The 23,900-nt window shown below is 43.0% G+C and carries 16 protein-coding genes and 1 riboswitch; of the genes, 8 read left to right on the forward strand and 8 right to left on the reverse strand.

The window, feature by feature from the left end; translation table 11 throughout:
- Window positions 1-71: 71 nt before the first annotated feature.
- The 5 genes from J2Z48_RS06730 to J2Z48_RS06750 form a co-directional block, all read right to left on the reverse strand.
- A complete protein-coding gene (locus J2Z48_RS06730; RefSeq protein ID WP_307252051.1) occupies window positions 72-2,000 on the reverse strand; it encodes an ABC transporter permease in 1,929 nt (642 codons plus the stop codon).
- A gap of 29 nt (window positions 2,001-2,029) precedes the next feature.
- Window positions 2,030-3,991: an ABC transporter permease gene (locus tag J2Z48_RS06735; protein WP_307252053.1), complete on the reverse strand. Its 1,962-nt coding sequence runs from the start codon at window positions 3,989-3,991 to the stop codon at window positions 2,030-2,032.
- Entirely contained in the window at window positions 3,966-4,730 is a 765-nt protein-coding gene (locus J2Z48_RS06740; RefSeq protein ID WP_370872894.1) for an ABC transporter ATP-binding protein, read from the reverse strand. Before J2Z48_RS06740 ends, J2Z48_RS06735 begins: the two co-directional genes overlap by 26 nt.
- Before the next feature lie 160 nt (window positions 4,731-4,890).
- The gene (locus tag J2Z48_RS06745) at window positions 4,891-5,877 is read right to left on the reverse strand and encodes a sensor histidine kinase (protein WP_307252059.1); all 987 of its coding nucleotides are present in this window, start codon (window positions 5,875-5,877) and stop codon (window positions 4,891-4,893) included.
- Window positions 5,874-6,575 (reverse strand): response regulator transcription factor, encoded by a 702-nt coding sequence (locus J2Z48_RS06750; RefSeq protein WP_307252061.1) that lies wholly within the window; start codon window positions 6,573-6,575, stop codon window positions 5,874-5,876. The genes J2Z48_RS06745 and J2Z48_RS06750 overlap by 4 nt, the downstream gene beginning before the upstream one ends.
- A 148-nt stretch (window positions 6,576-6,723) precedes the next feature.
- Here J2Z48_RS06750 and J2Z48_RS06755 point away from each other — a divergent pair, with 148 nt between their 5' ends.
- From J2Z48_RS06755 to J2Z48_RS06770, 4 genes are all read left to right on the forward strand, one after another.
- Window positions 6,724-7,539, forward strand: coding sequence for a squalene/phytoene synthase family protein (locus J2Z48_RS06755; RefSeq protein WP_307252063.1), 816 nt, complete (start codon window positions 6,724-6,726; stop codon window positions 7,537-7,539).
- A 327-nt stretch (window positions 7,540-7,866) separates the two neighbouring features.
- A complete protein-coding gene (locus tag J2Z48_RS06760; protein ID WP_307252065.1) occupies window positions 7,867-8,472 on the forward strand; it encodes an IS607 family transposase in 606 nt (201 codons plus the stop codon).
- Window positions 8,465-9,589 carry an RNA-guided endonuclease InsQ/TnpB family protein gene (locus J2Z48_RS06765; protein WP_307252067.1) on the forward strand — a complete coding sequence of 375 codons (1,125 nt, stop codon included), beginning with the start codon at window positions 8,465-8,467 and terminating at the stop codon, window positions 9,587-9,589. The genes J2Z48_RS06760 and J2Z48_RS06765 overlap by 8 nt, the downstream gene beginning before the upstream one ends.
- A 169-nt stretch (window positions 9,590-9,758) precedes the next feature.
- Complete coding sequence (locus tag J2Z48_RS06770; protein ID WP_307252070.1) at window positions 9,759-11,663, forward strand: DUF7948 domain-containing protein; 1,905 nt, start codon at window positions 9,759-9,761, stop codon at window positions 11,661-11,663.
- Window positions 11,664-11,755: 92 nt separating this feature from the next.
- Here J2Z48_RS06770 and J2Z48_RS06775 read toward each other — a convergent pair whose 3' ends face one another.
- Window positions 11,756-13,612, reverse strand: coding sequence for a bifunctional homocysteine S-methyltransferase/methylenetetrahydrofolate reductase (locus J2Z48_RS06775; RefSeq protein ID WP_307252072.1), 1,857 nt, complete (start codon window positions 13,610-13,612; stop codon window positions 11,756-11,758).
- Between the two features lie 15 nt (window positions 13,613-13,627).
- Window positions 13,628-17,086: a methionine synthase gene (gene metH, locus J2Z48_RS06780; RefSeq protein WP_307252074.1), complete on the reverse strand. Its 3,459-nt coding sequence runs from the start codon at window positions 17,084-17,086 to the stop codon at window positions 13,628-13,630.
- A gap of 86 nt (window positions 17,087-17,172) precedes the next feature.
- Window positions 17,173-17,341, reverse strand: a riboswitch (SAM riboswitch).
- Window positions 17,342-17,505: 164 nt separating this feature from the next.
- Between metH and J2Z48_RS06785 the strand changes: the two genes are divergently transcribed.
- The 4 genes from J2Z48_RS06785 (at window position 17,506) to J2Z48_RS06800 (ending at window position 23,121) form a co-directional block, all read left to right on the forward strand.
- A complete protein-coding gene (locus J2Z48_RS06785) occupies window positions 17,506-19,296 on the forward strand; it encodes a M3 family oligoendopeptidase (protein WP_307252077.1) in 1,791 nt (596 codons plus the stop codon).
- A gap of 372 nt (window positions 19,297-19,668) precedes the next feature.
- The gene (gene thyA / locus J2Z48_RS06790) at window positions 19,669-20,505 is read left to right on the forward strand and encodes a thymidylate synthase (protein ID WP_307252079.1); all 837 of its coding nucleotides are present in this window, start codon (window positions 19,669-19,671) and stop codon (window positions 20,503-20,505) included.
- Window positions 20,505-20,987: a dihydrofolate reductase gene (locus J2Z48_RS06795; RefSeq protein WP_307252081.1), complete on the forward strand. Its 483-nt coding sequence runs from the start codon at window positions 20,505-20,507 to the stop codon at window positions 20,985-20,987. The genes thyA and J2Z48_RS06795 overlap by 1 nt, the downstream gene beginning before the upstream one ends.
- A 169-nt stretch (window positions 20,988-21,156) precedes the next feature.
- Window positions 21,157-23,121, forward strand: a complete 1,965-nt coding sequence (locus tag J2Z48_RS06800) for a S8 family serine peptidase (RefSeq protein WP_307252084.1) — start codon at window positions 21,157-21,159, stop codon at window positions 23,119-23,121.
- A 205-nt stretch (window positions 23,122-23,326) separates the two neighbouring features.
- Here J2Z48_RS06800 and J2Z48_RS06805 read toward each other — a convergent pair whose 3' ends face one another.
- Window positions 23,327-23,842, reverse strand: a complete 516-nt coding sequence (locus tag J2Z48_RS06805; RefSeq protein ID WP_307252089.1) for a GNAT family N-acetyltransferase — start codon at window positions 23,840-23,842, stop codon at window positions 23,327-23,329.
- Window positions 23,843-23,900 lie beyond the last annotated feature (58 nt).

Genomic DNA, 23,900 nt, shown 5'->3' on the forward strand with positions numbered 1-23,900 from the left:
TTCGAATCAAAAAAGAAGCACGATCCCCTTATCATGTAGGGAAAAATCGTGCTTCTTTTTTGTTTTTACATTTACACCATCGCGCGTTTTAATTGCAAGATGTAACGATAACGCACGAGGAGGAAGAAAATAAGCTGAGCGATGAAAAAGGCGCTGACCCCGATGAGAGAAGGGACAAACATATGCTTATATCCAAAGTGTTTGTTTAGGACTATAAGACCGATTACGGTTTCTAAAGTGGCTACGAACATCGGAAGGAAGAACAAGATCGCAATTTGGATGGTAGCTGATTTGTTCATCTCTTTGGCGCTGACCCCGATTTTCGATAAGCCGTTATAGATACGTTGATCCTGTTTTAATTCAGTATAGAGCTTAAAGTAGATAAAGCTGGCTGAAGAGACTGCAAAGATCGCTGCGATGAATACTAAGATAAATAAAGAGGTGTTTGACTCTGCTTTATCCCTCAGATATGCAAGTCCACGTGTATTGAGGGAGCGATCGCCTTTTAGTTCTAAATCTCTTAGATTTTTAGCGATTTCAATTTCCGACGAATTCTTTAAGAGGAGATCGAGTGACTTAGAACCATTTTTCTTGTAATCCCATTCCGGCACATGGTAGCGAACGGTTGTATTTTCCGATTTACTATATTTTTTTAACTGCTGGGAGGTCGTATCGGAAACAACGATATCAAATCGGCCCCTTGCACCTATGATATTTAGCTCGATATTTCCTTTATCTAGGCTAAGTTTCTTTAAGTCTTTCTTTTCTTTTAAATAGTATTTATTAATTATTGCTTCATTCGGCTTAAGAGGTTGTTTTATCTCCTCCTGCTTATCCATCAAGCGTACCTCTTGGTTATACTCAGACTGGCTTATAACGGAGCTACGTTCAGGGGCTAGCTCCTTAAATGAAATATCTATTTGTGAGGTAATGGCTTTATCAAATTTCACATTGGCTTTCTTAAACTCTTGGTCCATTTTTTCTACATCACGGTACCAATCGCGTTCTTGATACGGAGGAGATACTCCATATACCGTATCTGGTAAATAGTCAAAGTATTGGGGCGAGTTCATAAACCGTTCTACTGCCTCTTGATTACGAGCTACAAAGAATCCAATAGCTGAACAGGCCATCGCCGTCATAATCGTGATCATGAAAAACATGCGCGCATTATCTTTCACTTTATACGCCATCTCAGAAATCCAAAGGAGATGGGTATTACGCCAAAAAAAGGAACGATTTTTCTTAAGTAGGCGAATGATGACACCTGTGAACTGCGTAAAAAAGAAATAGGTTCCGATGATTCCTAAGCCTAGGAATGACAGCATCATGGTACTTGTAAAAAATTGAGGTAGGTACATAACCAGTAGACCACCGATCATACAAGATACTGACAGGAGGGCTAAGGGGACTGAGATTTTAGGCTCTTTCTTTGGTTTGCTCGATCCCATTAATAACTCAAGGGTGCGGTTGGAACGAATCAACCAAAGAGCAATAAATGAAACGATGATAAATAACGCTAGAAAGGCGATAATCGTTAATCCAAACGCTTCGATCGGAAAATAGAGAGGTAGTTCTTTTATATCTATGACTTTTGCCCCTAATAAGAGAAAAAGTTTGGAGAGGAGAATACCACTTACGATTCCAACTAGGATGGAAATGGAACCGATGATCATATTTTCGAAGAAGATCAGATGATTTAACTGTTTCTTCTGTGCTCCTAGTATGGTTAAGATACCGAACTCTTTGCTTCTCACTTTCAAAAAGGAACTAATCGAATAGAGTACAAATAAGAAAGCGAAGCCAAATACTACAAATTCAGCGGCTTGTAGTAGGATTTTCGTATTTTTACCTAAATCATTTCTAGCTATGTCAGGATGGAATATAAACATCGCATAGGTAAAAAAAATCATGACGGAAAACGAACTACATAAAAAGTAGGCCAAGTAAGCTCTTGCGTTTCGTCTAGTGTTATGAAGTGCGAACTGACGAAAGTTCATAGCGATTCCCTCCTAAAAGATGATCTGGACTATACCATTACACGTTTTAATTGTTGCACATAACGATAACGAACGATGATGAAGAAGATTAGTTGAGCGATGAAAAAGGCTCCAGTCCCCATAAGTGAAGGGATAAAGACATTTTGTAGCTCCATTTGCTCTTTCATGAGTAGCAGGCCGATGATCGTCTCCAGTGCTGCTATAAAGAATGGAAGAAAAAACAAGGTAGCGATTTGAATTGTAGCGGAATGCTTCATTTCCTTACTATTGACTCCGATTTTCGATAGGCTGTGATACATCCGTTGATCTTGCCTTAATTCAGTATAGAGTTTGAAGTAGATGAAACTAGCAGAGGCGATGGAGAAGATCGCTGCGATGAATACCATAATGAACATCTTTGCGCTATTCGAAGATTTATTGAATAGATACGATTGTGCACGTGAGGTAATATACCCCTCGAAACTTTCTGTTTTTTGCCCCTCGCTAGTTTCCCAACTATGAAATTCTTTGGCTAGTTGAATTTCAACGGGTTCCCCGAAAGATAAATTGGATTTTGCTTTCCAATCAGGTATTGAGTATTTGACTGTTATGGTTTCACCTACGGTTTTGCCGTATTGGGAAATGCCATTTTTCCTTAATTCATTGTATAGGGAGTCTGAAACAATCACTTCATTCGGATACCCTTTCCCTAGATGTTCCACTACGTTTAGATAGATATCTTTCTGAGGAAGGCTGAGTTTCTGGATGATTTTACCCGAATCTTCTTGTGTGTTTTTTCCTGGTACATGGATCATAATCGCTTCATTTTGCTTTAGACTCACCTTGTTTACTGCTCCAAGGTTATAGCTAGATTGGCTTTTTACATCCAGCGCCACAGATTGCTCAATAAAATCGACCATAGGGAAACTGGAAGTAACCACCTTATCAAATGTAACTCCTGAATTTTTAAATTCTTTCTCTATTCTCACTACGTCTGTATACCATTTTCTTTTTTCATAGTGTTCAGATTCGGGAGGAGTTCCAAATGGAGTTTGATAGATAACATCCGGATTACTCTTCATAAATTCTTCTTTTAACTCTTGATCTTGTGCGATAAATCCGCTAACAAATATACAGGCCCCTGTCATCATCACGGTGATCATAAAAAACATTCGCGAGTTATCCTTGATTTTATAAGCCATCTCTGAAGTCCATAGGAGGCGAGTTCCCTTCCAAGTGAACACACGACTCCGTTTTAATAAGCGAATACCGATTCCAGAGAGCTGGTGAAAGAAGAAATAGGTTCCAATGCATACTAAGCCAGCTACTTGAAGAATGTCAGACTCGATAAATGACTTTGATTTCATGACAATGTAGAGCGTAGAACAGGTAAAGCAAGCCAGAGAGAGAAAAGTAAGTAAAATGGAGACTTTCGGTTCTGTCTTAGGCTTGCTTGTGCCTTCTAACAATTCAAGGGCACGTTTTTTACGAATCAAAAATAATGACACCAACGAAATGATGATGAATAAAGGCAAAAAGGAAACAATCGTAAGTCCAATCGCTTTCATAGGAAGATAAAGTGGGAGTTCCTTGATGTCTACGACTTTTGCCCCCATTAGAAGGAAAAGTTTCGATAGAAATATCCCACTTATCATGCCTGTAAGGATCGACGCAGAACCAATGATCATATTTTCGGTGAAGATGAGACGATGCAATTGCTTCTTTTGCATTCCTAGAATCGTTAAGATACCAAGCTCTTTACTTCTCACTTTTAGAAAGGAGCTAGTTGAATAGAGAATAAAAAAGAATGAAAATACCAGGACTACATATTCTCCGGTTTTCATCCCATATAGAATTTCTTGTCCTCCCACAGATTTTGCAATATCAGGGTGGAAAATAAATACCGCATACATAAAGAAAATCATAACGGCAAAGGAGCTACTTAAGAAGTAAGCCGAGTAAGCCCTAGTGTTTCGACGGACATTATTAAACGCGAACTGACGAAAGTTCATTATTGTTCCCTCCTAGGAAGGAAAGCATATCGATGATTTCTTGAAAAAACGGTTGTCTGTTATCACCACGATGGATTTCGTTATAGAGCTGACCATCTTTGATAAAGACGACACGATGACAGAAGCTTGCTGCTAAAGGATCATGCGTAACGAGCATCGTGGTTGTTCCTTCGGTTTGATTAATCATCTCTAGCATCTCCATAACCGTACGAGATGATTTGGAGTCAAGGGACCCTGTTGGTTCATCGGCTAATAGGAGGGACGGGGAGTGAATCATCGCTCTTGCAATCGCAGCACGTTGTTTCTGACCACCTGAAACTTCGTAGGTACGCTTTTTTAAGATCTCTTCGATGCCAAGTTTCTTCGCGACTGTTTTCAATTTTTGGTCCATTTCCCGTAGACCTCTTTTGTCGAGTGTCAGGGGCAATACGATATTTTCTGCGATGGTGAGTGTATCGAGTAAATTAAAATCTTGGAACACGAAACCGAGATGTCTTCGTCTAAACCGAGCTAGATCATTTGCTTTCAGGATCTGCGGGCTTTTGCCGTTGATATAGATTTCGCCAGAACTAGGGGTATCGATTGTTGAAACCATGTTTAGTAATGTCGTTTTCCCACTTCCCGATGGTCCCATAATCCCGACAAATTCCCCTTGCTCGATCGTAAGGTTGATGTCGACGAGCGCTTTCGTTGCTACTTTTCCGCTGTAGATTTTGTTTAATTGTTTTACTTGTAACATGTACATTCCCCCTCCATGGGTTGTGATTGGATGATTCATACTTTATCGGAGAAGGAGATTTGTTTCTAACGAATTAGCTTAACCAATCTTACTTTTTTGTAAGGTTCTGTGATAGACGAACGAAAGACGGCTCCCGTGATAGGTTGCCGTCTCTCCATTTTCACATCTCAACCGTCTGTAAAAATAATCGTACCGTTGTCCCCGCACCCACTTGGGATTCCAACTCTACTTGATGGTCTAACCGCTTACAGATTTCCTTCACCAGATAAAGCCCCATGCCAGTCGACTCTCGATATTCTCTCCCATGTTGCCCTGTGAAAAAAGGATCAAACACACGACGGATGTCCTTCGAGGGAATCCCGATCCCGTGATCGGTTATCTCAAGTACAACTCGCTCCCCTTTCATGTAAGCCGATACCACTACTTCTTCCCCGGAACCAGCCGAATAGCGAACAGCATTCGTAAGCAACTGACTCAGGATAAACTCCAGCCATTTTTCATCAGAGTATATCTTTACCTCTGGAGCGATTTGGACAACGGGATAAACTTGATTGCGGATAAATAGGCGTTTGTGACTTGAAATTGCTTCCCTCACAAGAGGTTGTAGCGAGATGGACTCAACATGGAGGTCATGCTCAAATTCGTCTAGACGAGAAGCATATAAAACCATCTCTAGCCCTTCTCGCAAGCGGTCTAACTCCTCATGGATGCTTGTGAAGATCGGGGCATCTTCATCTTGAATGGTAAGCTCGATCACAGAGATGGGTGTTTTCATCTGGTGAACCCATTGATTGATAAAGGTGATGTGGTCACTCAATTTTTGCTTGTAGTGGATATAGCCATCTTGGTAATGATGAAATTGGATGTTTAATAATTGATCTAGTTTCTCTGCCATCGGGGCATAGCCGACTGCTTGTACCGATTCATTTAATGTCTCGATTGGTTTGGATAGGCGATGATAGAAGGAGCGTAGACTGATAAAACGGTAAATTAGATATGTAAGTAAAATGGCGCTGTTTAAGATAATGGGATAGAGCAAGAGAGATAGCTTCTCTACATCTTCAAGCCAAAAGATAAAAAAGGTAAGCAGCATCTGAATGATGGCCAGGATACTGAGAGGGAGGTGATCCCGTAGAAAGAGCCTCATTCTACTTGCCCCCACGTTACCTTTAACATATAGCCAGCTCCCCTTACGGTCTCGATCGCATCGGGAATCCCTAGTTCTTGGAGCTTTTTACGCGTACGTGTCATATACACGTTTAACGTATTTGCATCGATAAATGTTTCTCCATCCCACAGTTTCTCAAGTAGACGGTCCCTGCTTACGATTCGGGTAGGGCGTTCCATTAGGGTTTGGAGTAAAATGGTTTCTTTATGGCTTAGTTCTATTTTTTTATCATGAAAGCTTACTTCCAGTCTCTCTGGCTGGAGTATAAGTCCAGAGAGTTCGATGACTCGCTCCCCTTGTTTATGAGCATAGGTGCCATAGTTTCGTCTGAGATGGCTCCCGATTTTAGCCATCACTACTTCAAAGTGAAAGGGTTTGGTGATATAATCATCGGCTCCATTTTCCAGTGCCATTACTTGCTCCATCTTTCCAGAGCGGGCAGAGATAAAGAGGATCGGACATGTAGATAGGGCGCGAATCTGACGACACCAGTAGTATCCATCGTATTTAGGTAAATTGACATCTAGCAGAACTAGATCAGGATTCATTTCTTTAAACTGGGTTAAGACATGATCAAATTCGGTCGTGATAACAGCTTCATAACCATATTTCTCGATATAGGACTGTAGCAATTCCGTGATCTTGATGTCGTCTTCTACGATCATAATCTTATACATCGATATCCCCCGTTTACTGGCACAGAATAGTTGTCGCGAATCGTTCTAACTTCGTTTTGTAGTGAATCTAATATTTTATTATACTAAATACGCAAGAAATCGATCGTTTTGGTAAAATATAAATATGATTAATCGGAGGTGTCAAGGTATGGGCCTAGAAATGGACAAGGCATTAGAGGTATTACAGTTAACAAGTCGAACGTTTTTTATTCCAATTACTAGATTACCAGATGGTTTGAAAGAAGCGGTTACATCAGCCTATCTCGCTATGCGTGCGATTGATGAGATCGAAGACCATCCTGATTTAAACAAAGAGATTAAGATTCAATTACTACGTGGTGTTAGTCTGATTCTACGTGAACCTTTTCATGCGGATGATATAAGGCGCTTATTTGAGCCATGGAGTTCTATTTTACCTGAAGTAACACTTCTTCTGCCGGAGTGGCTTGAACTATGTCCGGAAGAGTTACATATAGAAGTGTACCGCGCTACTGCTGTGATGGCAGATGGAATGGCGAAATGGTGTGATCGTCACTGGGATATTCGCGATGTGGCTGATTTGAATGAGTATACCTTTTACGTAGCCGGATTAGTAGGTCTGCTATTAAATGAGATTTGGAAATGGCACGATGGTACGCAATGTGATACGAATCTGGCTGTCGCTTTCGGTCGCGGACTCCAAACGGTCAATATTATTCGGAATCGCGAAGAAGATTTAGCGCGGGAAGTAGATTATTTACCTGAAGGCTGGAAGATGGATGATTTATATGACTATGCGCGAAAGCAGTTAGAGCTTGCCGACTATTATATCCAAAGTATCAAAACTCGCGAGATTTGGGAGTTTTGCCGGATTCCGTATGTGCTTGCTTTAGGTACACTACGGGCTATGGAGCTCGGAAATCAGAAGCTAACGAGAGAAGCGGTAGTGGAGCTAGTGGAAAGCGCCATTGTTTCTTCGAAGTAAGACCTGTTTGGGCACTGTCAACATAAAACGAATCTCCTCAATCTGTGTATGAAACGATATACAGATTCGAGGAGATTTTTTTATGTTGACAGGGAAAGCCCATTTTCCTAGATAAGGGTGTTTTATATAGGCGATAGACGATAGACGAACTCACCAAAACGATGTACCCAACATAATCTTCTACAAGGACATGGTTTGCTTATACGATACGGTTGATAAAGGAGGCTAAAGAACAGTTAGACAAAGTTTATAAAAGTTTATAAAAATCTCTTTACACATTATATTCTTTCAGTTATCCTGAAGATGTTCTGTAGTAAGGAGGCTTCAATGATGTACTCAATTGGAAAGTTTGCCAAGCAAATAGGAGTTACCCAACAAACACTCCGAAATTGGCATAAGCAAGGGATTTTTATACCTGCTAACGTAACAGAGAGTGGTTATCGTTACTATAGTGAGATCCAGTTGCGTGAGTATCTTGGAAAACAAGAACAGACTCATGATAAGAAAACTATCGGTTATTGTCGGGTATCTAGTCAGAAGCAAAAAGATGATTTAGATCGCCAAATTGAGAACATGCAACAATATTTAATTGCTCAGGGTAAACCTTTTGAAATCATTTCTGATATTGGTAGTGGGATTAACTACACAAAGAAAGGTTTGCAACAGATCATCCATCGTATCACGATGGGGGATGTTGATAAGGTTGTCGTTTTGTATAAAGATCGACTGCTACGATTTGGCTTTGAACTAGTGGAGTATATGGCTTCTCTGTACGGATGCGAGATTGAAATTATCGACCATACAGATAACACAGAGGAGCAGGAACTTGTTGAAGACTTGGTACAAATCGTTACCGCTTTTAGTTGTAGATTACAAGGAAAGAGAGCAAATCGGGCTAAGAAGCTAGTAAAGGAGTTGACTAGCCGTGATTAGAGCTTATCGAATTCGTCTAAAGCCGAATAACCAACAACGAACCCAGATGGAGCAATCGGCACATGTGGCACGATGGGCGTACAACTGGGCACTCAACCAGAAGAAAGCCCATTATGAAGAAACAGGAAAAAGCTACAGTCAATATGACTTAAGGAAACATCTAACGATGCTCAAGCAATCAGGAGAACACGCTTGGCTATATGGATTTAGCAACAACATTACCAAGCAAGCGATTAAGGACTGTGATGATTCATTTAGGCGATTCTTCAAAAAACAAGCTCAATTTCCACGATTCAAAAGCCGTAGGCGATCAAAGTGGAGTTTCTATCAAGACCCTCATAAGGTGAAAGTTGAACCAAAGCGAATTCGTTTAGAGAAAATCGGTTGGGTACGGTTGGCAGAAAGAGATTACTTACCTGAAGAATTTAAGCCTCTCTCCTACCGAGTTAGCAGAGAAGGGATCGACTGGTACGTGTCCATTACCGCTGAGGTTCCAGACCATATTGATCATTCTGTATCAATCGGTGAACCGATTGGGATTGACTTAGGCATTAAAATACTCGCTACTGTCAGTAGCGGAAAGCATTATCAAAACATCCATAAAGGAAGCAAAATCAAACGATTAGAGAAGCGTTTCAAACGGTTGCAGAGAAAAGCTTCTCGTAAATACCACCTAAATAAGGAGGGAGACCGTTATCGGAAAACACGCAACCTTATCAAGCTCGAACAAAGAGTCGCTAAGTTGAGAAGTCGTATTCATCATATCCGAAAAGACTACATCCATCAGATGACAAGCGAGATCGTGAAAACCAAGCCATCTCATATTGTGATCGAGGACTTACATGTCAAAGGAATGATGAAGAATCGACATCTCGCTCGTCACATTCAACAATGCAATTTCCATGAGATTAGACGGCAATTGGAATACAAATGTAACTGGTATAACGTAAATCTTATGGTGGCTGATCGCTGGTATCCATCCAGTAAAACCTGTTCCAAGTGTGGTCAAATCCATCGGGATTTGAAGCTATCAGATCGGATGATGAGCTGTGAATGTGGGTTGCAGATGGATCGCGATCTCAACGCGTCCATCAACTTAGCTAAATTAGCATCTTAGTCACCTACAAGACGATGCTAATATGTACCGTGAGTTACACGGGAATTTACGCCTGTGGAGTGTTACAGCAAACTGTAGTAGCGTGCATGTGGCGAGACAGGACACGATGAATCAGGAAGAAAACATTAACTCTTTGTAGAGTTTTATAAGTTTTTCGTAACGGAAGACGATGGTAACTGTAGCGAATCCGAGAATGGTCGAAACATACGGGAAACTGCCACTCTACTTTATCCCGAATCAAGGTCAAGTGGACTCGAATGCGTTGTTTTATGGGACCAATAGGGGATTTCATTATTCGTTTACTTCAGAAGGAGTCTGCTTATCTTGGATAGAGGCTGGAAAACGTGACTCTATAGAAGAGAGACGGGGTTATACACTGGCTCTTCGCTTTTTAGATATCCATCGCAAGGTTAAAAGATACGTAAGAGGATTAGAAGAAGGAAGAGTAAACTATTTTATTGGCAATGATCCGAGTCAATGGATCAAGGATTTACCTACGTACCGGGAAGTCGTGTACGAAAATGTATGGACTCAGATTGATTCTGTATTCTACGGGGATTCAGGTCAATTTAAGTATGACTTCCTTGTCCATCCGGGCGGTGATGTATCGCAGATTCAGTGGATATATGAAGGAGCAGATGAACTTACGATAGATGAGGAAGGGAATCTGCATATTCATACTTGTCATGGAACAATGGTAGAGAAAAAGCCTTATTGTTATCAGGAGATAGGCGGCAAGCGAAAGGAAGTAGAGAGCCGTTTTATTCTTTCGACTAACGATATAGGGCAGAGAGTCATCGGTTTTCACATAGACAAATATAATCCGCATGTTCTACTCGTCATAGATTCTGTGTTGATATACTCTACGTATCTAGGAGGAAGTGGAGACGATCAAGCACAAGGGATTGCCGTTGATGCTGGAGGAAATGCATATGTAGTTGGTTTTACCAATTCTACGAATTTCCCTACTACTCCGGGCGTTTTTCAACCTGCCAATGCAGGGGGCAAAGATCTCGTTATCACGAAACGAAACCGAAATGGAAGTAGCCTAATCTACTCTACCTATTTGGGTGGAAGTGGAGATGAGGCTTTTAATCTCAATGGGAATGCGATTGCCATCGATGCTGCGGGCAATGCATATGTGACAGGTATTACTACATCGACAGACTTTCCCATTACGGCAGGAGCCTTTCAAACGGCTTATGGAGGTGGGGCGTCTGATGCCTTTGTCACTAAAATAAATACACTGGGAAATAGCTTGATATACTCTACGTATCTAGGAGGAAGTGGAGATGATGTAGGTAAAGGTATTCATTTGGATACGGGAGGCAATGCGTATGTGACAGGTTCTACAACATCGACGGACTTCCCTACGCGTGGAGCTTTTCAACCTGTCAATGCAGGGGGACAGGATGCATTTGTGACCAAATTAAATACGAGTGGAAGCGGGCTTGTTTACTCCACGTATCTAGGTGGGAGTGGGGTTGATGTAGGAAGTGCGATTGTGGTGGATGGAGCAGGCAATGCGTATGTGACGGGTGGCACGAATTCACCTAATTTTCCTGTTACAGCAGGGGGCTTCCAACCTAAGCTTGCAGGAGACCAAGATGTATTTGTGACAAAGCTGAATCCAAGTGGAGGGAATCTGGTATTCTTAGCCGAAAGTGCCTCCGCCTCCACTACAGTGCATGCTATACCCGCTAATATCACTATTGGAGAACAAGAAACGAAACCGTTTCCAAAGCGAGCTAGAGTAGGTCAAATTATATCTGGTGCCTTCAGGGTTACGAATGAGGGGCCCCTCGATGCATCAGATGTGAAGTTCCACATTCAGGTTCCACCGCATGTACGAATCCTCTCAGCCCATGTGACCAAAGCGGCCTCGATCGAAACAGCTGATATAAAAACAGTCAATCTTGGAACCATCCCTGTCGGAGAATCTCGCTTTGTTCGGGTACGCCTGATTCCTCAGAGAGTAGGTCCTATGCGGATTCGAACAGATGCCACCTCCCTACTTGATCCATTTGTAGAGAAAGTATCTGTGTTGGTTCGGGTGTTTCAGTCTCTGAAATAGCCTCTTTATGTTGACAAATAGGGATATAGGCAAAACAAAGAAGGCTGATCTCTGTGGGCAGGGATCAGCCTTCTTCGTGGTTCTGTAACCCATTATGCACTATCTTGAGCGGCACGTGCGTCTTTTTCACGAATGTATCTCGTTAATTCGACTGTCATAGGCCAATAGGAGAAGGGGGTGATGAGATAGATTCCAGGGAAGTAGGTCATGGCAGTATCGAGCAAATCTTTGGCTATTTCCACCCCAACTTGCCTAGCTACAGCAGGATCTGTGATGGATTCAAAGCGGCGGATTACATCATCGGCGATTTTAATACCAGGGACTTCGTTGTGTAGGAAGAGGGCATTTCGATATCCAGTAATCGGCATGATGCCGACGAAGATCGGAATATCTAGATGGCGAGTCGCTTCGTACACTTTGATGAGGGTCTGTTTATCGTAGATGGGTTGAGTCATAGCATAGTCCGCACCTGCTTGAATTTTTTTCTCTAGACGAGTGACGGCAGATTCAATTTGCCTCACGTGAGGGTTAAAAGCACTTCCTACAATGAATTGGGCTTGTTGTTTGAGTGAGCGCCCTGTGAAGGCAAGACCTTGATTCATCTGTTTGATCATGCTGATGAGCTCAAATGAGGTGACATCGTAGACGGAGCTAGCTCCCGGTAGATCTCCGATTCGAGTAGGGTCTCCTGTGATGACGAGAATTTGATCGATCCCTAAGGCATGTAAGCCCATCAGGTGCGATTGTTGGCCGAGTAAGTTTCGATCCCGACAGGATACATGGATGAGTGGTTCAATTCCTAGTTGAGATTTGAGAAGTGCACCTAAGGCAAGGTTGCTCATACGTGCGGAGGCGAGGGAGTTATCGGCGAGTGTGATGGCATCGACACCGGATTTATAAAGTTCTTGGGAACCGAGTAAGAAACTTTGGACATCTAAGTCTTTTGGCGGATCAAATTCACAGATGATCGTTCTTTCTTGGGCGACTTTTTCTAAAACCGTTGATTCTGTTCGCTTAGGCGGTTGTGAAAGGACTTCGCAAGCTTCCGGCACTACAGGTGGATTGATTCGAGTGACGGGATTTTGGTTTTGTGCGATTTGGGCAATTTCTCGAATGTGTTCAGGTGTCGTTCCACAGCAACCGCCAATAATGGAAACCCCTTGATTAATCAGGAGATGAGCAGTTTCACCAAAATAGGATGGAGCCGATTTATAACGAAGTTCACCGTCACTCTCACCGAGCCGTCCAGCATTGGGGAAGGCACTGATGAGGAGATCTTGTGGGACGATCGTTTTTTCTAGGGCACGGATGATCTCAAGTGGACCCATCCGACAATTTAACCCTACCCCCGTCACGCCATGCTTTTGTAGTTGCGCAAAAGCATCCGTAAGAGAATGCCCATCTCGGGTACGAGAGACTTCCAGAAGCGAGAGCTGGGCCACGATGGGGGTATCTGTGAGCGGCCGAATCGCGTTAATAGCGATCAGTAGCTCCTGTAGATCCATAAACGTTTCCAGTAAGATGATATCCACCCCTGCATGGAGCAGGGCGGTCGCTTGTTCCTCGTATAGATCGTGATATTCATCTGAGTCATATTGGGTCACGCGTCCTGCGACAATCGAGCCAATAGATCCGGCGATATACGTATCCGATTGGATGGATTCACGTGCGATTTTAATAGCCTCTCGATTGATTCGGGTTACCTTATGCCCGTATCCGTAGCGCTCGAGACGCTCCCGGTTTGCGCCGTACGTATTGGTTGTGATGAGCTTAGAACCAGCCTGTTCATAAGCTTGATGGACATCGGCGATCATTTTGGGATGGGTGAGGTTGTAGAGCTCATAGCAGGTTCCAACAGGTGCTCCTTGTTGATAGAGGTACGTTGCCATTGCTCCGTCCCCTACTACAAGATGATTTTTCAGATATTCAAGTATTCCCATTCTCTTCATCTGATTTCCTCCTGTCTAGATTGCATTAAAGTAACGAGCTTGTGGATGGGAGAAGACGATAGCTGTGACGGATGCTTCGGGTTCCATCATAAATCCCTCCGTTAGCTGTAGTCCGAGTTCCTCCGGTTGCAGTAAAGTAAATAATTTTTGTTGATCTTCTAAATCTGGACACGCAGGGTAGCCAAACGAAACACGAATACCACGATAACGTGCTCCAAAGCGTTGTTTCATCGTAAAATCGACTGGATCTGGGAATCCCCATCTGGCGCGAATCATCTCATGGATTCGTTCGGCACATGCTTCCGCGATCTCTAAAGCGGTTGCTTGCAACAGGTGGGAGCGAAGGTATTCGCCTTGCTCTTTCCACTCCTGAGCGAGCTGTCTTACGCCTAAGCCAGCCGTGACTGCAAATGCGGCCATAGAGTCCATTTCACCCGTAGAGACATCACGGACGAAATCGGATAGGCATAGATGAGGGTCTTTTGTCTGTCTAGGGAAGAGAAACTGTTCTTTAACCTGCGAGTTTAACTGATTGGTTTCATATAGGAAGACTTGGTTCTCTTTACTCTGGACAGGGAAGAATTGGTACACGCCTTTTGGCTGGAGCCAGTTGTTCTTCACGATTTCCGTCCACAATTCTTCCCAAATGGTTTTCAATTCCACCGCTTTTTCGTTGCCTTCTGCCAGTAGCTTTTCTACATTTCCTTTTAGACCCAAGTGATGTCCAAATAGCATTTGTTCGTTCAGATAAAGTCGTAATTCGGAAAGCGGAAGCTCGCGATAGATATGGCGTTCCCAATCGGGAGGGGAAAACAATTCTGGACGCGGATCAACTGTACTTCTTACAGGTGTCGAAACAATGGGTGCGGAAGTAGGTTTTTGCTCTGTTTTTTGTTCGCTTTCTTGTTTTTGCTTCTGTTGCTCTAGCTGATCTCGCCCAGTGGGATTAACGAGTTGATTACAGAGATCCAATCCGTTCATCGCATCTTTTGAGTAGAGAACCAAACCTTGATACTGAGGAGCAATTCGCGTTTCGGTAAATTTACGAGTGAGAGCCGCTCCGCCTACTAGAATCGGGATATCGATACCCGCATCTTTGAGATCCTGCGCGGTTGTCACCATCTGTTGAGCTGATTTGACCAGTAAGCCAGATAGTCCAATCGCATCTGGTTTTTCGCGACGGGCAGCTTCGATGATTTGATCAGGCGGGACTTTGATTCCTAAATTAATGATTTCAAAGCCATTATTGGCTAGGATGATCTCCACGAGGTTTTTCCCAATGTCATGAACATCGCCTTTTACCGTAGCGAGGATGATCTTTCCTTTCCTAACAGAATCCGTTCGATCCATAAAAGGCTCTAGAAAGGCGACAGATGCCTTCATCACTTCTGCGCTTTGCAATACTTCTGCGACGATTAATTGATTGTCGTTAAATAATCTCCCTACTTCATCCATACCAGCCATAAGAGGTCCGTTGATAATTTCTAATGGCTCCCATTGGGCTAAAGCGAGTTCTAGATCGGGAAGGAGTCCATCTTTACTTCCTTCAATGACGTAGCGAGCTAGTCGTTCTTCTAGAGGTAGCTGTTCCATACTCGGCTTTTTATCCGTAAGCACTTTCCCACGATAATAAGCAGTAAACTCGGCGAGTACAGCCTCGTAATTATCGTGATTTGTACGGAGTAAAAGCTCTTCTGCTAGTTTTTTCTCATGATCAGGGATGGAGGCATATCGCTCTAATTTTTCCGTGTTTACGATGGCATAGTCTAAGCCCGCTTTGGTACATTCATAGAGGAACACAGCATTTAGCACCTCGCGGCCTGCAGGCGGAAGACCAAAGGAAACGTTGGAGACCCCTAAGATCGTGGCGCATTCGGGGAGTTCCTTTTTAATCAAGCGGATCCCTTCGATTGTTTCAAGTGCAGAGCCGATATATTGTTCATCTCCCGTTCCGACAGGGAAGACGAGCGGATCAAAAATGATATCTTGACCCAGTATCCCTTCTTGATCCACTAAAATCTGATAGGACCGCTTTGCTACTTCCAATTTGCGCTCTCTCGTTACGCCCATTCCTTTTTCATCAATCGTTCCGACGACAACAGCCGCTCCAAAGTTTTTGATCAACGGTATCGTTTCTCGGAAACGGGTTTCGCCGTCTTCTAGGTTGATCGAATTTAAAATCGACTTTCCTTGGATAAACGTAAGTGCCCGACTCATTACTTCAAAACTGGTAGAGTCAACCATGAGGGGCGTTTTCACCTTCTTGGTTACAAAGGGCAAAAATTGTTCCATATCGGATGTTTCGTCGCGATCAGGGTCAGCGAGGCAGATATCGATGACGTGGGCGCCTGCTTTTACTTGACGGCGTGCGATGTCGGATGCCTCATCAAATTTCTCCTCGGTGATTAACCGTTTAAATTTTCGAGAGCCGATGGAATTGGTTCGCTCGCCTACGAGTAAGGGGCGATTATCCGCTTCCAGAAATACTGGATCAATGCCGGAAATAGCAGGTCCGTGTGGTGGAGAGAGGACCCTTGGTTTCTTTCCTTTCATCTTCTCGGCGATCGCTCTAATGTGATCAGGTGTCGTTCCACAGCATCCGCCAACAATATTTAACCAACCCGCATCTGCAAAATCTTCTAACTTCTGAGCAAGGGAGAGGGGCGTTTCGAGATAGCGTCCTTCTTCATCGGGCAAGCCGGCATTAGGGTAACAGCTTACAGAACTGGTAGTCAAAGCAGATAATGTGCGCAAATGATCTTTCATAAACTCCGGTCCCGTCGCACAGTTTAACCCAATCGAAAGAGGTTTCAGATGCTCTAGTGAAAGGGTAAACGCTTCGATGTTTTGCCCTGCTAGTGTGGTTCCCATTGGTTCAATGGTGCCTGAAATCATGATCGGGATCTCTTTTCCTAATTCCGCAAAGGCACGTCGTACACCGATTCCGGCCGCTTTTACGTTGCAAGTATCTTGTGAGGTCTCGATCAAAAGGGTGTCGACCCCTGCTTCGATCAATACTTTTGCTTGTTCATAATAGGAGTCAGCCAGCTCTTGAAAGGTAATGCCTCCTGTAACAGATAATGTTTTCGTCGTGGGTCCAATCGCGCCAGCTACATAGCGAGGCCACTCTGGCGTGGACCATTTATCTCGTGCCTCCACAGCAACCCGTACGGCTTCTCGATTAATCTCGTCTGTTTTATCTTGTAAATCATATTCAGCTAGAACGACTGAGGTAGCACCAAATGTATTGGTCTCGACTATGTCTGCTCCCGCTTCAAAATAGGAATCATGTACCCAATGAATCAGATCAGGACGGGTCAGGTTTAACATTTCGTTACACCCGTCGTAACTCTCTCCTCCAAAATCTTCTGCGGTCAAATTAGCTTGTTGTAGTACCGTGCCCATCGCACCATCTAGAATCAAAATTTTGTGCTGTAACTGTTCGGATAAAGTAGGTCGTTCACTTTTCACCATCGTTAGCTCCTCTCTGGAATCGATCGCATCATAAAACGCCTCTCATCTCTGATCGATGAAAGGCGTTGAGTAAGCAACATCCTGGGATCTCATCTCTCAGAGAATTTCTCTGCAGGAATTAGCACCTTATCAAAGCTTACTGCTCTGATCGAGTTGTCGATAAATAAGGCTTATCAACAAGTTGGATCAAATCGTAAGCATTCAATTGGTTGCCGGGCATCATCGGGCCAGTCCCTCCGCCGCTCTGGATAAGAATATTCGGTTTTTAATTTTGGGAAAACTTTGCCTTTTTAGTATATGTAGTTTTTAAATAGATGTCAACATATTAGGCATAGATAGTGCACTTTCCCTATGAAAGGTTTACAATGGGTTTAAGATGTTTCTATATCAAAAATATTCGGGTGGGGGTTATTTTATTCATGACTCAAAAATATGAAATGAATTGGGATTTGGATGTGTTTTTTGAAGGTGGTAGTTCTTCGTCTGCATTTGCGGAACTATTGGAACAATTAAAAAGCGAAATTCCAGCATTAAAAAAAGAATTGGAATCGATGAAAGAAGACGCAGGAGTAGAGGTTTGGCACGATCTATTAGCTCGTTATCAAAAGCTGATGAGTTCAACCTTACAAGCATATTCATTCGTTGACTGTTTAACTTCTGCCAATGTAAAAGATGATAAAGCTAAAAACTTGGGAGGTCACGTTCAAGCGATTCATGCTGATTTATTGGCCGCTTCCACTGTTTTAGAAGCAGGGCTAGCCAAGCTGTCTGATGAAAGCTTTACCGCTTTGATCAGCGATGCCAAGATCGAAAGAATCGCATTTAACTTGGCAGAAAAGCGCAAAGCTTCTCTAGATAAATTGAATCCGGCGATGGAAGAATTGGTAGGCGACTTGAGTGTAAGTGGCTATCATGCATGGAGCGATGTGTATAGCTCGGTTGTAGGCCGTATGGAAATTCCATTTGAAGAAGATGGAGAAGAGAAGAAGCTATCTGTCGGGCAGATGTTTACACGCTTCCAAAGTCCAGATCGTGAAGTTCGCAAAGACGTTTTCGAGAGATGGGAAGCGGCATGGACGAATGAATCCGAATTGATCGCTCTCGCTTTAAACAATCTAGCTGGATATCGTCTTGCTCTATACAAACACCGTAAATGGGATAGTATCTTAAAAGAACCACTCGAGATGAATCGTATGTCAGAAGAAACCCTTACTACCATGTGGGAAACCATTAGTCAAAACAAGCATCGTTTGACCCCGTTCTTTGAACGCAAGGCGAAGATAATTGGCGTGGACAAGTTAAGTTGGTACGATGTAGACGCACCTCTACCAGCTGGTAGTAGCAAAGTAAGCTTTGATGAAGCGGCTACGTTTATTACCGAGCAGTTCCAGCAATTTAACCCTCAAATGGCTGAGTTTGCAAAGATGAACTTTGAGGATCGCTGGATCGAGGCAGAAGATCGTCCTGGAAAACGCCCAGGTGGCTTCATGACCGACTTCCCAGAAAATAATAAAGGTGAATCTCGTATTTTTATGACATTTGCTGGGACGCCTGGATGTGTGTCCACATTGGCTCATGAATTAGGTCACGGATATCATACATATGTGATGAAAGACTTGCCTATGTTAGCGCAACGATACGCGATGAATGTAGCGGAGACGGCTTCGACCTTTGCCGAAATGATCGTCATCGATGCAGCGATCACCAAAGCGACCGATAAAGAGGAAAAAGTAGCCCTCTTAGCGGAGAAAATCCAATCGGCTATCGCGTTTTGTATGAATATCCATGCACGCTTCTTGTTTGAAACGAAGTTCTACGCGGCTCGTAAAAACGGTCCCGTAAGCAAAGATTCCCTAAACGAATTAATGGAGCAAGCACAGAAAGATGCTTTTATCAATCTACTCGGTGAGTATAATCCAACTTTCTGGGCTTCTAAACTTCATTTCTACGGAACTGATGTACCTTTCTATAACTTCCCATATACATTCGGTTACCTATTCTCTACCGGAATCTATGCCCGTGCACTAGCAGAAGGTCCATCTTTTGCTGATAAATACGACTCCCTATTGAAAGATACCGCTAGCATGAGCGTAGAAGAATTAGCTTCTCGCCATCTCGGAGTTGACCTCACGAAGCCGGACTTCTGGCAAGATGCTCTTGATTTAGTAGCGGCTGATGTGGAAGAGTTCTTGGCTCTTACGAATGAATAAGAGGAAATAGTTAACAGATAAGCTCGCCCTTTTTTCTATACCTGTCAGGGAGTATGATAGTGGTAGAAAAGGGGCGAGTTTGTTGATTAACGATAATCGGGGGGGGGCGGGCGAGTCGGTTCGATCACTGCTCAATACCGATCCTGCGAGGAAGTAGGGATGCCCGCTTCGCCAACCTTCGCTAGGGCAGGTGCAAAACTCGCAAAGAACGCTCAAACATATTGCACCAAAAGCGCCCTACACTATGGATTGCTACGCTAAGTAGGATCGCTAACATCGCCGTAATCGAACAGACTCTTCTGCCCTCGATACCTAATAACTTAATAAACAGCCAATCAACAACCCCGACCTAGAGTGAAAGGACGTTTTACATTGAGTCAAGCAGATCAAATTTACAATCAACTCGTTCAAGATATTCTCGATAACGGCCTATGGGATACGGATCAAGACGTAAGGACTAAGTGGGATGATGGAGAATCAGCCTACAGCAAAAGTGTCATGAATCCGAGTCTCCTCTTTGAGAATCAGGAAGTCCCGATTCTTACAACGAAAAAGGTAGCGTGGAAAACGGCGATTCGTGAACTCCTCTGGATTTGGAGAGATAAGGACAACAACGTTGACAATCTCGAAAAACAAGGGGTAGGGATCTGGTCGAAGTGGAAGCGGGAAGATGGAACGATTGGGAAGGCGTATGGCTATCAATTGGGAAAAAAATGTCGTGAGGTGAACGGCACTCTCGTGGACCAAGTGGATTACTTGTTACATACGCTGCGCCATAACCCTAGTTCTCGGCGGATTATGACCACGTTATGGGATATCCAAGACCTAGATGATATGGCGTTGCAACCGTGTGTGTGGTCTACGCATTGGATGGTAAAAGGCAGTAAATTACATCTCTCTGTTAAGATTCGGAGCAATGATATTTTAGTAGGCGGACCCTTTAACTACTTCCAATATTATGTCCTCCAACGGATGGTGGCTCAAGTGACCGGAATCGAGATCGGAAATATACATTTCCATATCGACGATGCTCATTTGTACGACCGCCATATCGAATCAGCAGAGGAACAGCTTTCCCTTCCGGAGTATCCGGCACCTACGCTATGGTTAAACCCAGAAATCAAGAATTTCTATGACTTTACCATCGATGACTTCCAATTAATCGATTACCAGCATGGTCCAACATTGAGGTTGGAGGTGGCTGAATAATGTTTTATCTAATTGCTGCTAGAAGTTTAAACGGAGTCATTGGAAATGACGGAGGAATGCCTTGGGGCAGAACGATGCCGATTGACTTACGCAATGTCAAAGAATTAACCACTGGGCATCCCGTCCTCATGGGAAGAAAAACATACGACTCCATCGGACGAGCTCTGCCTAATCGTCGAAACATCATCCTGTCAAGGGAGAAAGACCTTGTCATTCCTGACTGTGAAGTGATGACATTTGAAGAGGCGATGAACATCTCATTCGATAAGCCTGCATTTGTGTTTGGTGGAGAGCAAATCTATCGACTATTTGCCCCGTATCTTTCAAGAGCTTATATTACGGTGATTGAGCATGAGTTTGAAGGGGATACCTATTTACCTGATCTGCCCGGGGAGTGGGAAGAAGTCTCTCGAAAGCATCATGCGAAAGATGATAAAAACGCATATGATTGTACTTTCTATATCTATGAAAAAGTGAAATAGTGAAACCAAGAGAGTCTTATCTAGATGAGGATAAGGCTCTTTTTTATACTATGACCCCTGTATGAGAAAGCTTAAATAATTGTAAGGTTTCTGTAAGCTAATTCAATTGTTTAGAAGATCCTGACTGCTAAGATGGATTTAAAATCATAGTGGAGAGGATTGTAGAAAGATGAAAAAAAGCATCGTTGCATCTCTTAGCTTAACGATGGCTATAACTTGTATAAGCTCTTATAGTCATGCCAAAATCCAAGATACGCCCCAAGAGTTTACGGGAAAGGGAGTAAAAGTAGCGGTAATTGACTCTGGAATCGATAAGGATCATCCAGATTTAAGGAAGAATTATCTAGGAGGATATGATTTCGTTGACAACGATGATAATCCAGAGGATACGGCGGGACACGGGACCCATGTAGCGGGTATCATTGCCGCAAATGGGAAAATAAAAGGAGTCGCTCCAGAAGCTTCGCTACTCGTGTATCGTGCATGGGATGGATCGAAAGGTGGTACCAACGAAATAGTCAGAGCGATTGATCGAGCCATCACGGATGGTGCAGAAGTGATCAACATATCGTTGGGGATTCCTTACTATGGAACCGATACACCCATCAATAAAGCCATTCAAAAAGCGATCGATAAGAATATCACCGTTGTAACAGCAGCTGGAAATGCTGGATCGGATCCGTGGATGATCACCAGCTTGGCTAGTACACCTGAGGCGATTACCGTAGGAAATGTGAAACAAAAGGGAATAAGTCGGACGATGATGAGTGTTCCCGGTGGATCACAAGATATCGAGTTCGGGCTGGATAGTGATTCTTCAAATCCAAAACCAGGTAAGTACCCTACGATCCATTTATCCACTCTTACGTTAGATACCATCCAAAAGCAAGATCTAGCAGATAAGATGGTAGTAGCTAACATAGATGACAAGCACCAATCCCAATTATTACCAGATCTTAGAAAGAAGAGTGTCGCGGCAATCCTTTTAACGACAAGTGGAAGCCAGGAACAAAAGAAACAAGACGCGGGCCTAAGTAGTAAAAGAGCCACTACAGACAATAAAGTGCCTGAAGATTTTTTTACTAGGGAAAAAGAAGTCCAATTATTAGAGAAAGCGGGTAAGGAGCAGAAAGTAATTACGGTCTTGGAGGATAAGGAAGAACGAATCGCCTCGAATAGTTCGAGTGGTCCTACCGTAGGGTCTTGGCAGATTAAACCGGATTTCGCTGCCCCAGGAACAAAAATTAAAAGTACATTCCCAATGGATATGGCCGATGGTCCGGACAAAGGGTATGAAACGATATCGGGAACAAGTATGGCTTCTCCCTATGTAGCCGGTGCAGCCGCATTATTGAAGCAAGCACATCCTGACTGGTCCCCATCTGAGATACGAGGAGCCCTCGCTAGTACCGCAAAGCTGGTTAAGGATCGAAATAATCAGTTTGCAAGTCCATTCGTTCAAGGGTCAGGGCAAATTGATATCACAGAAGCTTTGAAAGCAGAGATACTACCCTTAACGAATAATTTGAGCTTTGGATTTTTGAATTCTAATACGGGTATTCAGACTATTACACAATCATTGAAAATCAAAAATGTATCGAATCATAGCCAAACCTTCGTTGCCAAAAATCAGTTGTTGGAAGGAAAAGCCGAAATTCAAATACCTGACTCTATTACGATTCCTGCCCATGACACAGTGACCGTTCCAGTGAAATTTAAAGTGGACACTTCTCTACCGATTAGCAAGCATGTCGGGACGATTTCTCTCGTGCAAGGGAAAAAGCAAATAAGTATTCCTTATCTAGCAGTAGTAGATCCGAAAGATTATTCTTTTGGGACGATATACGGAGAGTATGAAATGTCCACGAAGAATCTTCCGTATGTAGTAGAGTACTATACTCCCTTTTCTGCTGAAAAGTTAACGATTTCGATTAAAGGTCAAACGGCTGATAATCAGCCCATTTCGGCTATTTTAATGGAAAAAAATCATGCGCCAAGAGGCTATCAACAGTTTCGATGGAATGGAGTCGATATCCATAACAAAAAGATTCCAAAGGGAACATATGAATTAATTCTCCAGACGCAATTTAATAAGCGATCCTATCAACAGTCAATCCCATTAACGATTGATTGAACAGATGGTATCCAAAAATAATGGATTCTTTCTCAACCCCAACTATCTGTACGTACAGATAGTTGGGGTTTTATATAAAAATATCTCTTAAGAAAGGGTTGGACCAATTAAAAAACACCCGTTCTAAAGTGAACGAGTGATCGTCATGCTGTGTAAACTTACATTCATTTATTTATTTTTTAACTATAGAGGGAGCTTGTTATATTTATTGTCTGTTCCATGCTAATAGAACGATTTCTTCCGGATTATTGGGCAGTTGAATCAATTGTTCAAACTGCAACCCCAACTTTTCTAGGAGTTTAATAGAATGATGATTTTCTTGTCTAGTGATTGCTACGATGCGACTTAGCCCTAATGTATCTTTTCCATATGCCATTACGCTTGCGGCAGCTTCATAGGCATATCCTTTTCCTCGATACTGGGGGAGAAAGGCAAATCCGATATCGATATCTTCTAGGGACTCTCTTTTAATGAGACCACAAATCCCGATAGGGGCTTGATCCTCTTTACGCTCTACTAACAGAAATCCTAAACCAAGTTTCTTCTTATACATTTGAATCGGTCCGTTTAATATATCATTCTTTGCGTCTTCGATGGTTCGAACTCCTCGGTCACCTATAAATTTCAACCAAGAGGGATCATTCACAAGTTCTAGGATAAATTCGGCATCCTCGGTGGTTTGAAAGCGAAGGATGAGACGTTCTGTATCAAGGATTTTCAAAAGCAATTGCACCTACCTTCCTGTAAGTATTATAAACATATCAGGTGTTTTTGCCCAA

This window comes from Croceifilum oryzae (genome assembly GCF_030814315.1).
Lineage (GTDB): Bacteria > Bacillota > Bacilli > Thermoactinomycetales > Thermoactinomycetaceae > Baia > Baia oryzae.

Bases quoted from the DNA above. Each gene is read 5' to 3' on its own strand.
- J2Z48_RS06730 (WP_307252051.1), bottom strand. From the start codon at position 2,000: ATGAACTTTCGTCAGTTCGCACTTCATAACACTAGACGAAACGCAAGA.
- J2Z48_RS06735 (WP_307252053.1), bottom strand. From the start codon at position 3,991: ATGAACTTTCGTCAGTTCGCGTTTAATAATGTCCGTCGAAACACTAGG.
- J2Z48_RS06740 (WP_370872894.1), bottom strand. From the start codon at position 4,730: ATGTTACAAGTAAAACAATTAAACAAAATCTACAGCGGAAAAGTAGCA.
- J2Z48_RS06745 (WP_307252059.1), bottom strand. From the start codon at position 5,877: ATGAGGCTCTTTCTACGGGATCACCTCCCTCTCAGTATCCTGGCCATC.
- J2Z48_RS06750 (WP_307252061.1), bottom strand. From the start codon at position 6,575: ATGTATAAGATTATGATCGTAGAAGACGACATCAAGATCACGGAATTG.
- J2Z48_RS06755 (WP_307252063.1), top strand. From the start codon at position 6,724: ATGGGCCTAGAAATGGACAAGGCATTAGAGGTATTACAGTTAACAAGT.
- J2Z48_RS06760 (WP_307252065.1), top strand. From the start codon at position 7,867: ATGATGTACTCAATTGGAAAGTTTGCCAAGCAAATAGGAGTTACCCAA.
- J2Z48_RS06770 (WP_307252070.1), top strand. From the start codon at position 9,759: ATGGTAACTGTAGCGAATCCGAGAATGGTCGAAACATACGGGAAACTG.
- J2Z48_RS06775 (WP_307252072.1), bottom strand. From the start codon at position 13,612: ATGAAGAGAATGGGAATACTTGAATATCTGAAAAATCATCTTGTAGTA.
- metH (WP_307252074.1), bottom strand. From the start codon at position 17,086: ATGGTGAAAAGTGAACGACCTACTTTATCCGAACAGTTACAGCACAAA.
- J2Z48_RS06785 (WP_307252077.1), top strand. From the start codon at position 17,506: ATGACTCAAAAATATGAAATGAATTGGGATTTGGATGTGTTTTTTGAA.
- J2Z48_RS06795 (WP_307252081.1), top strand. From the start codon at position 20,505: ATGTTTTATCTAATTGCTGCTAGAAGTTTAAACGGAGTCATTGGAAAT.
- J2Z48_RS06800 (WP_307252084.1), top strand. From the start codon at position 21,157: ATGAAAAAAAGCATCGTTGCATCTCTTAGCTTAACGATGGCTATAACT.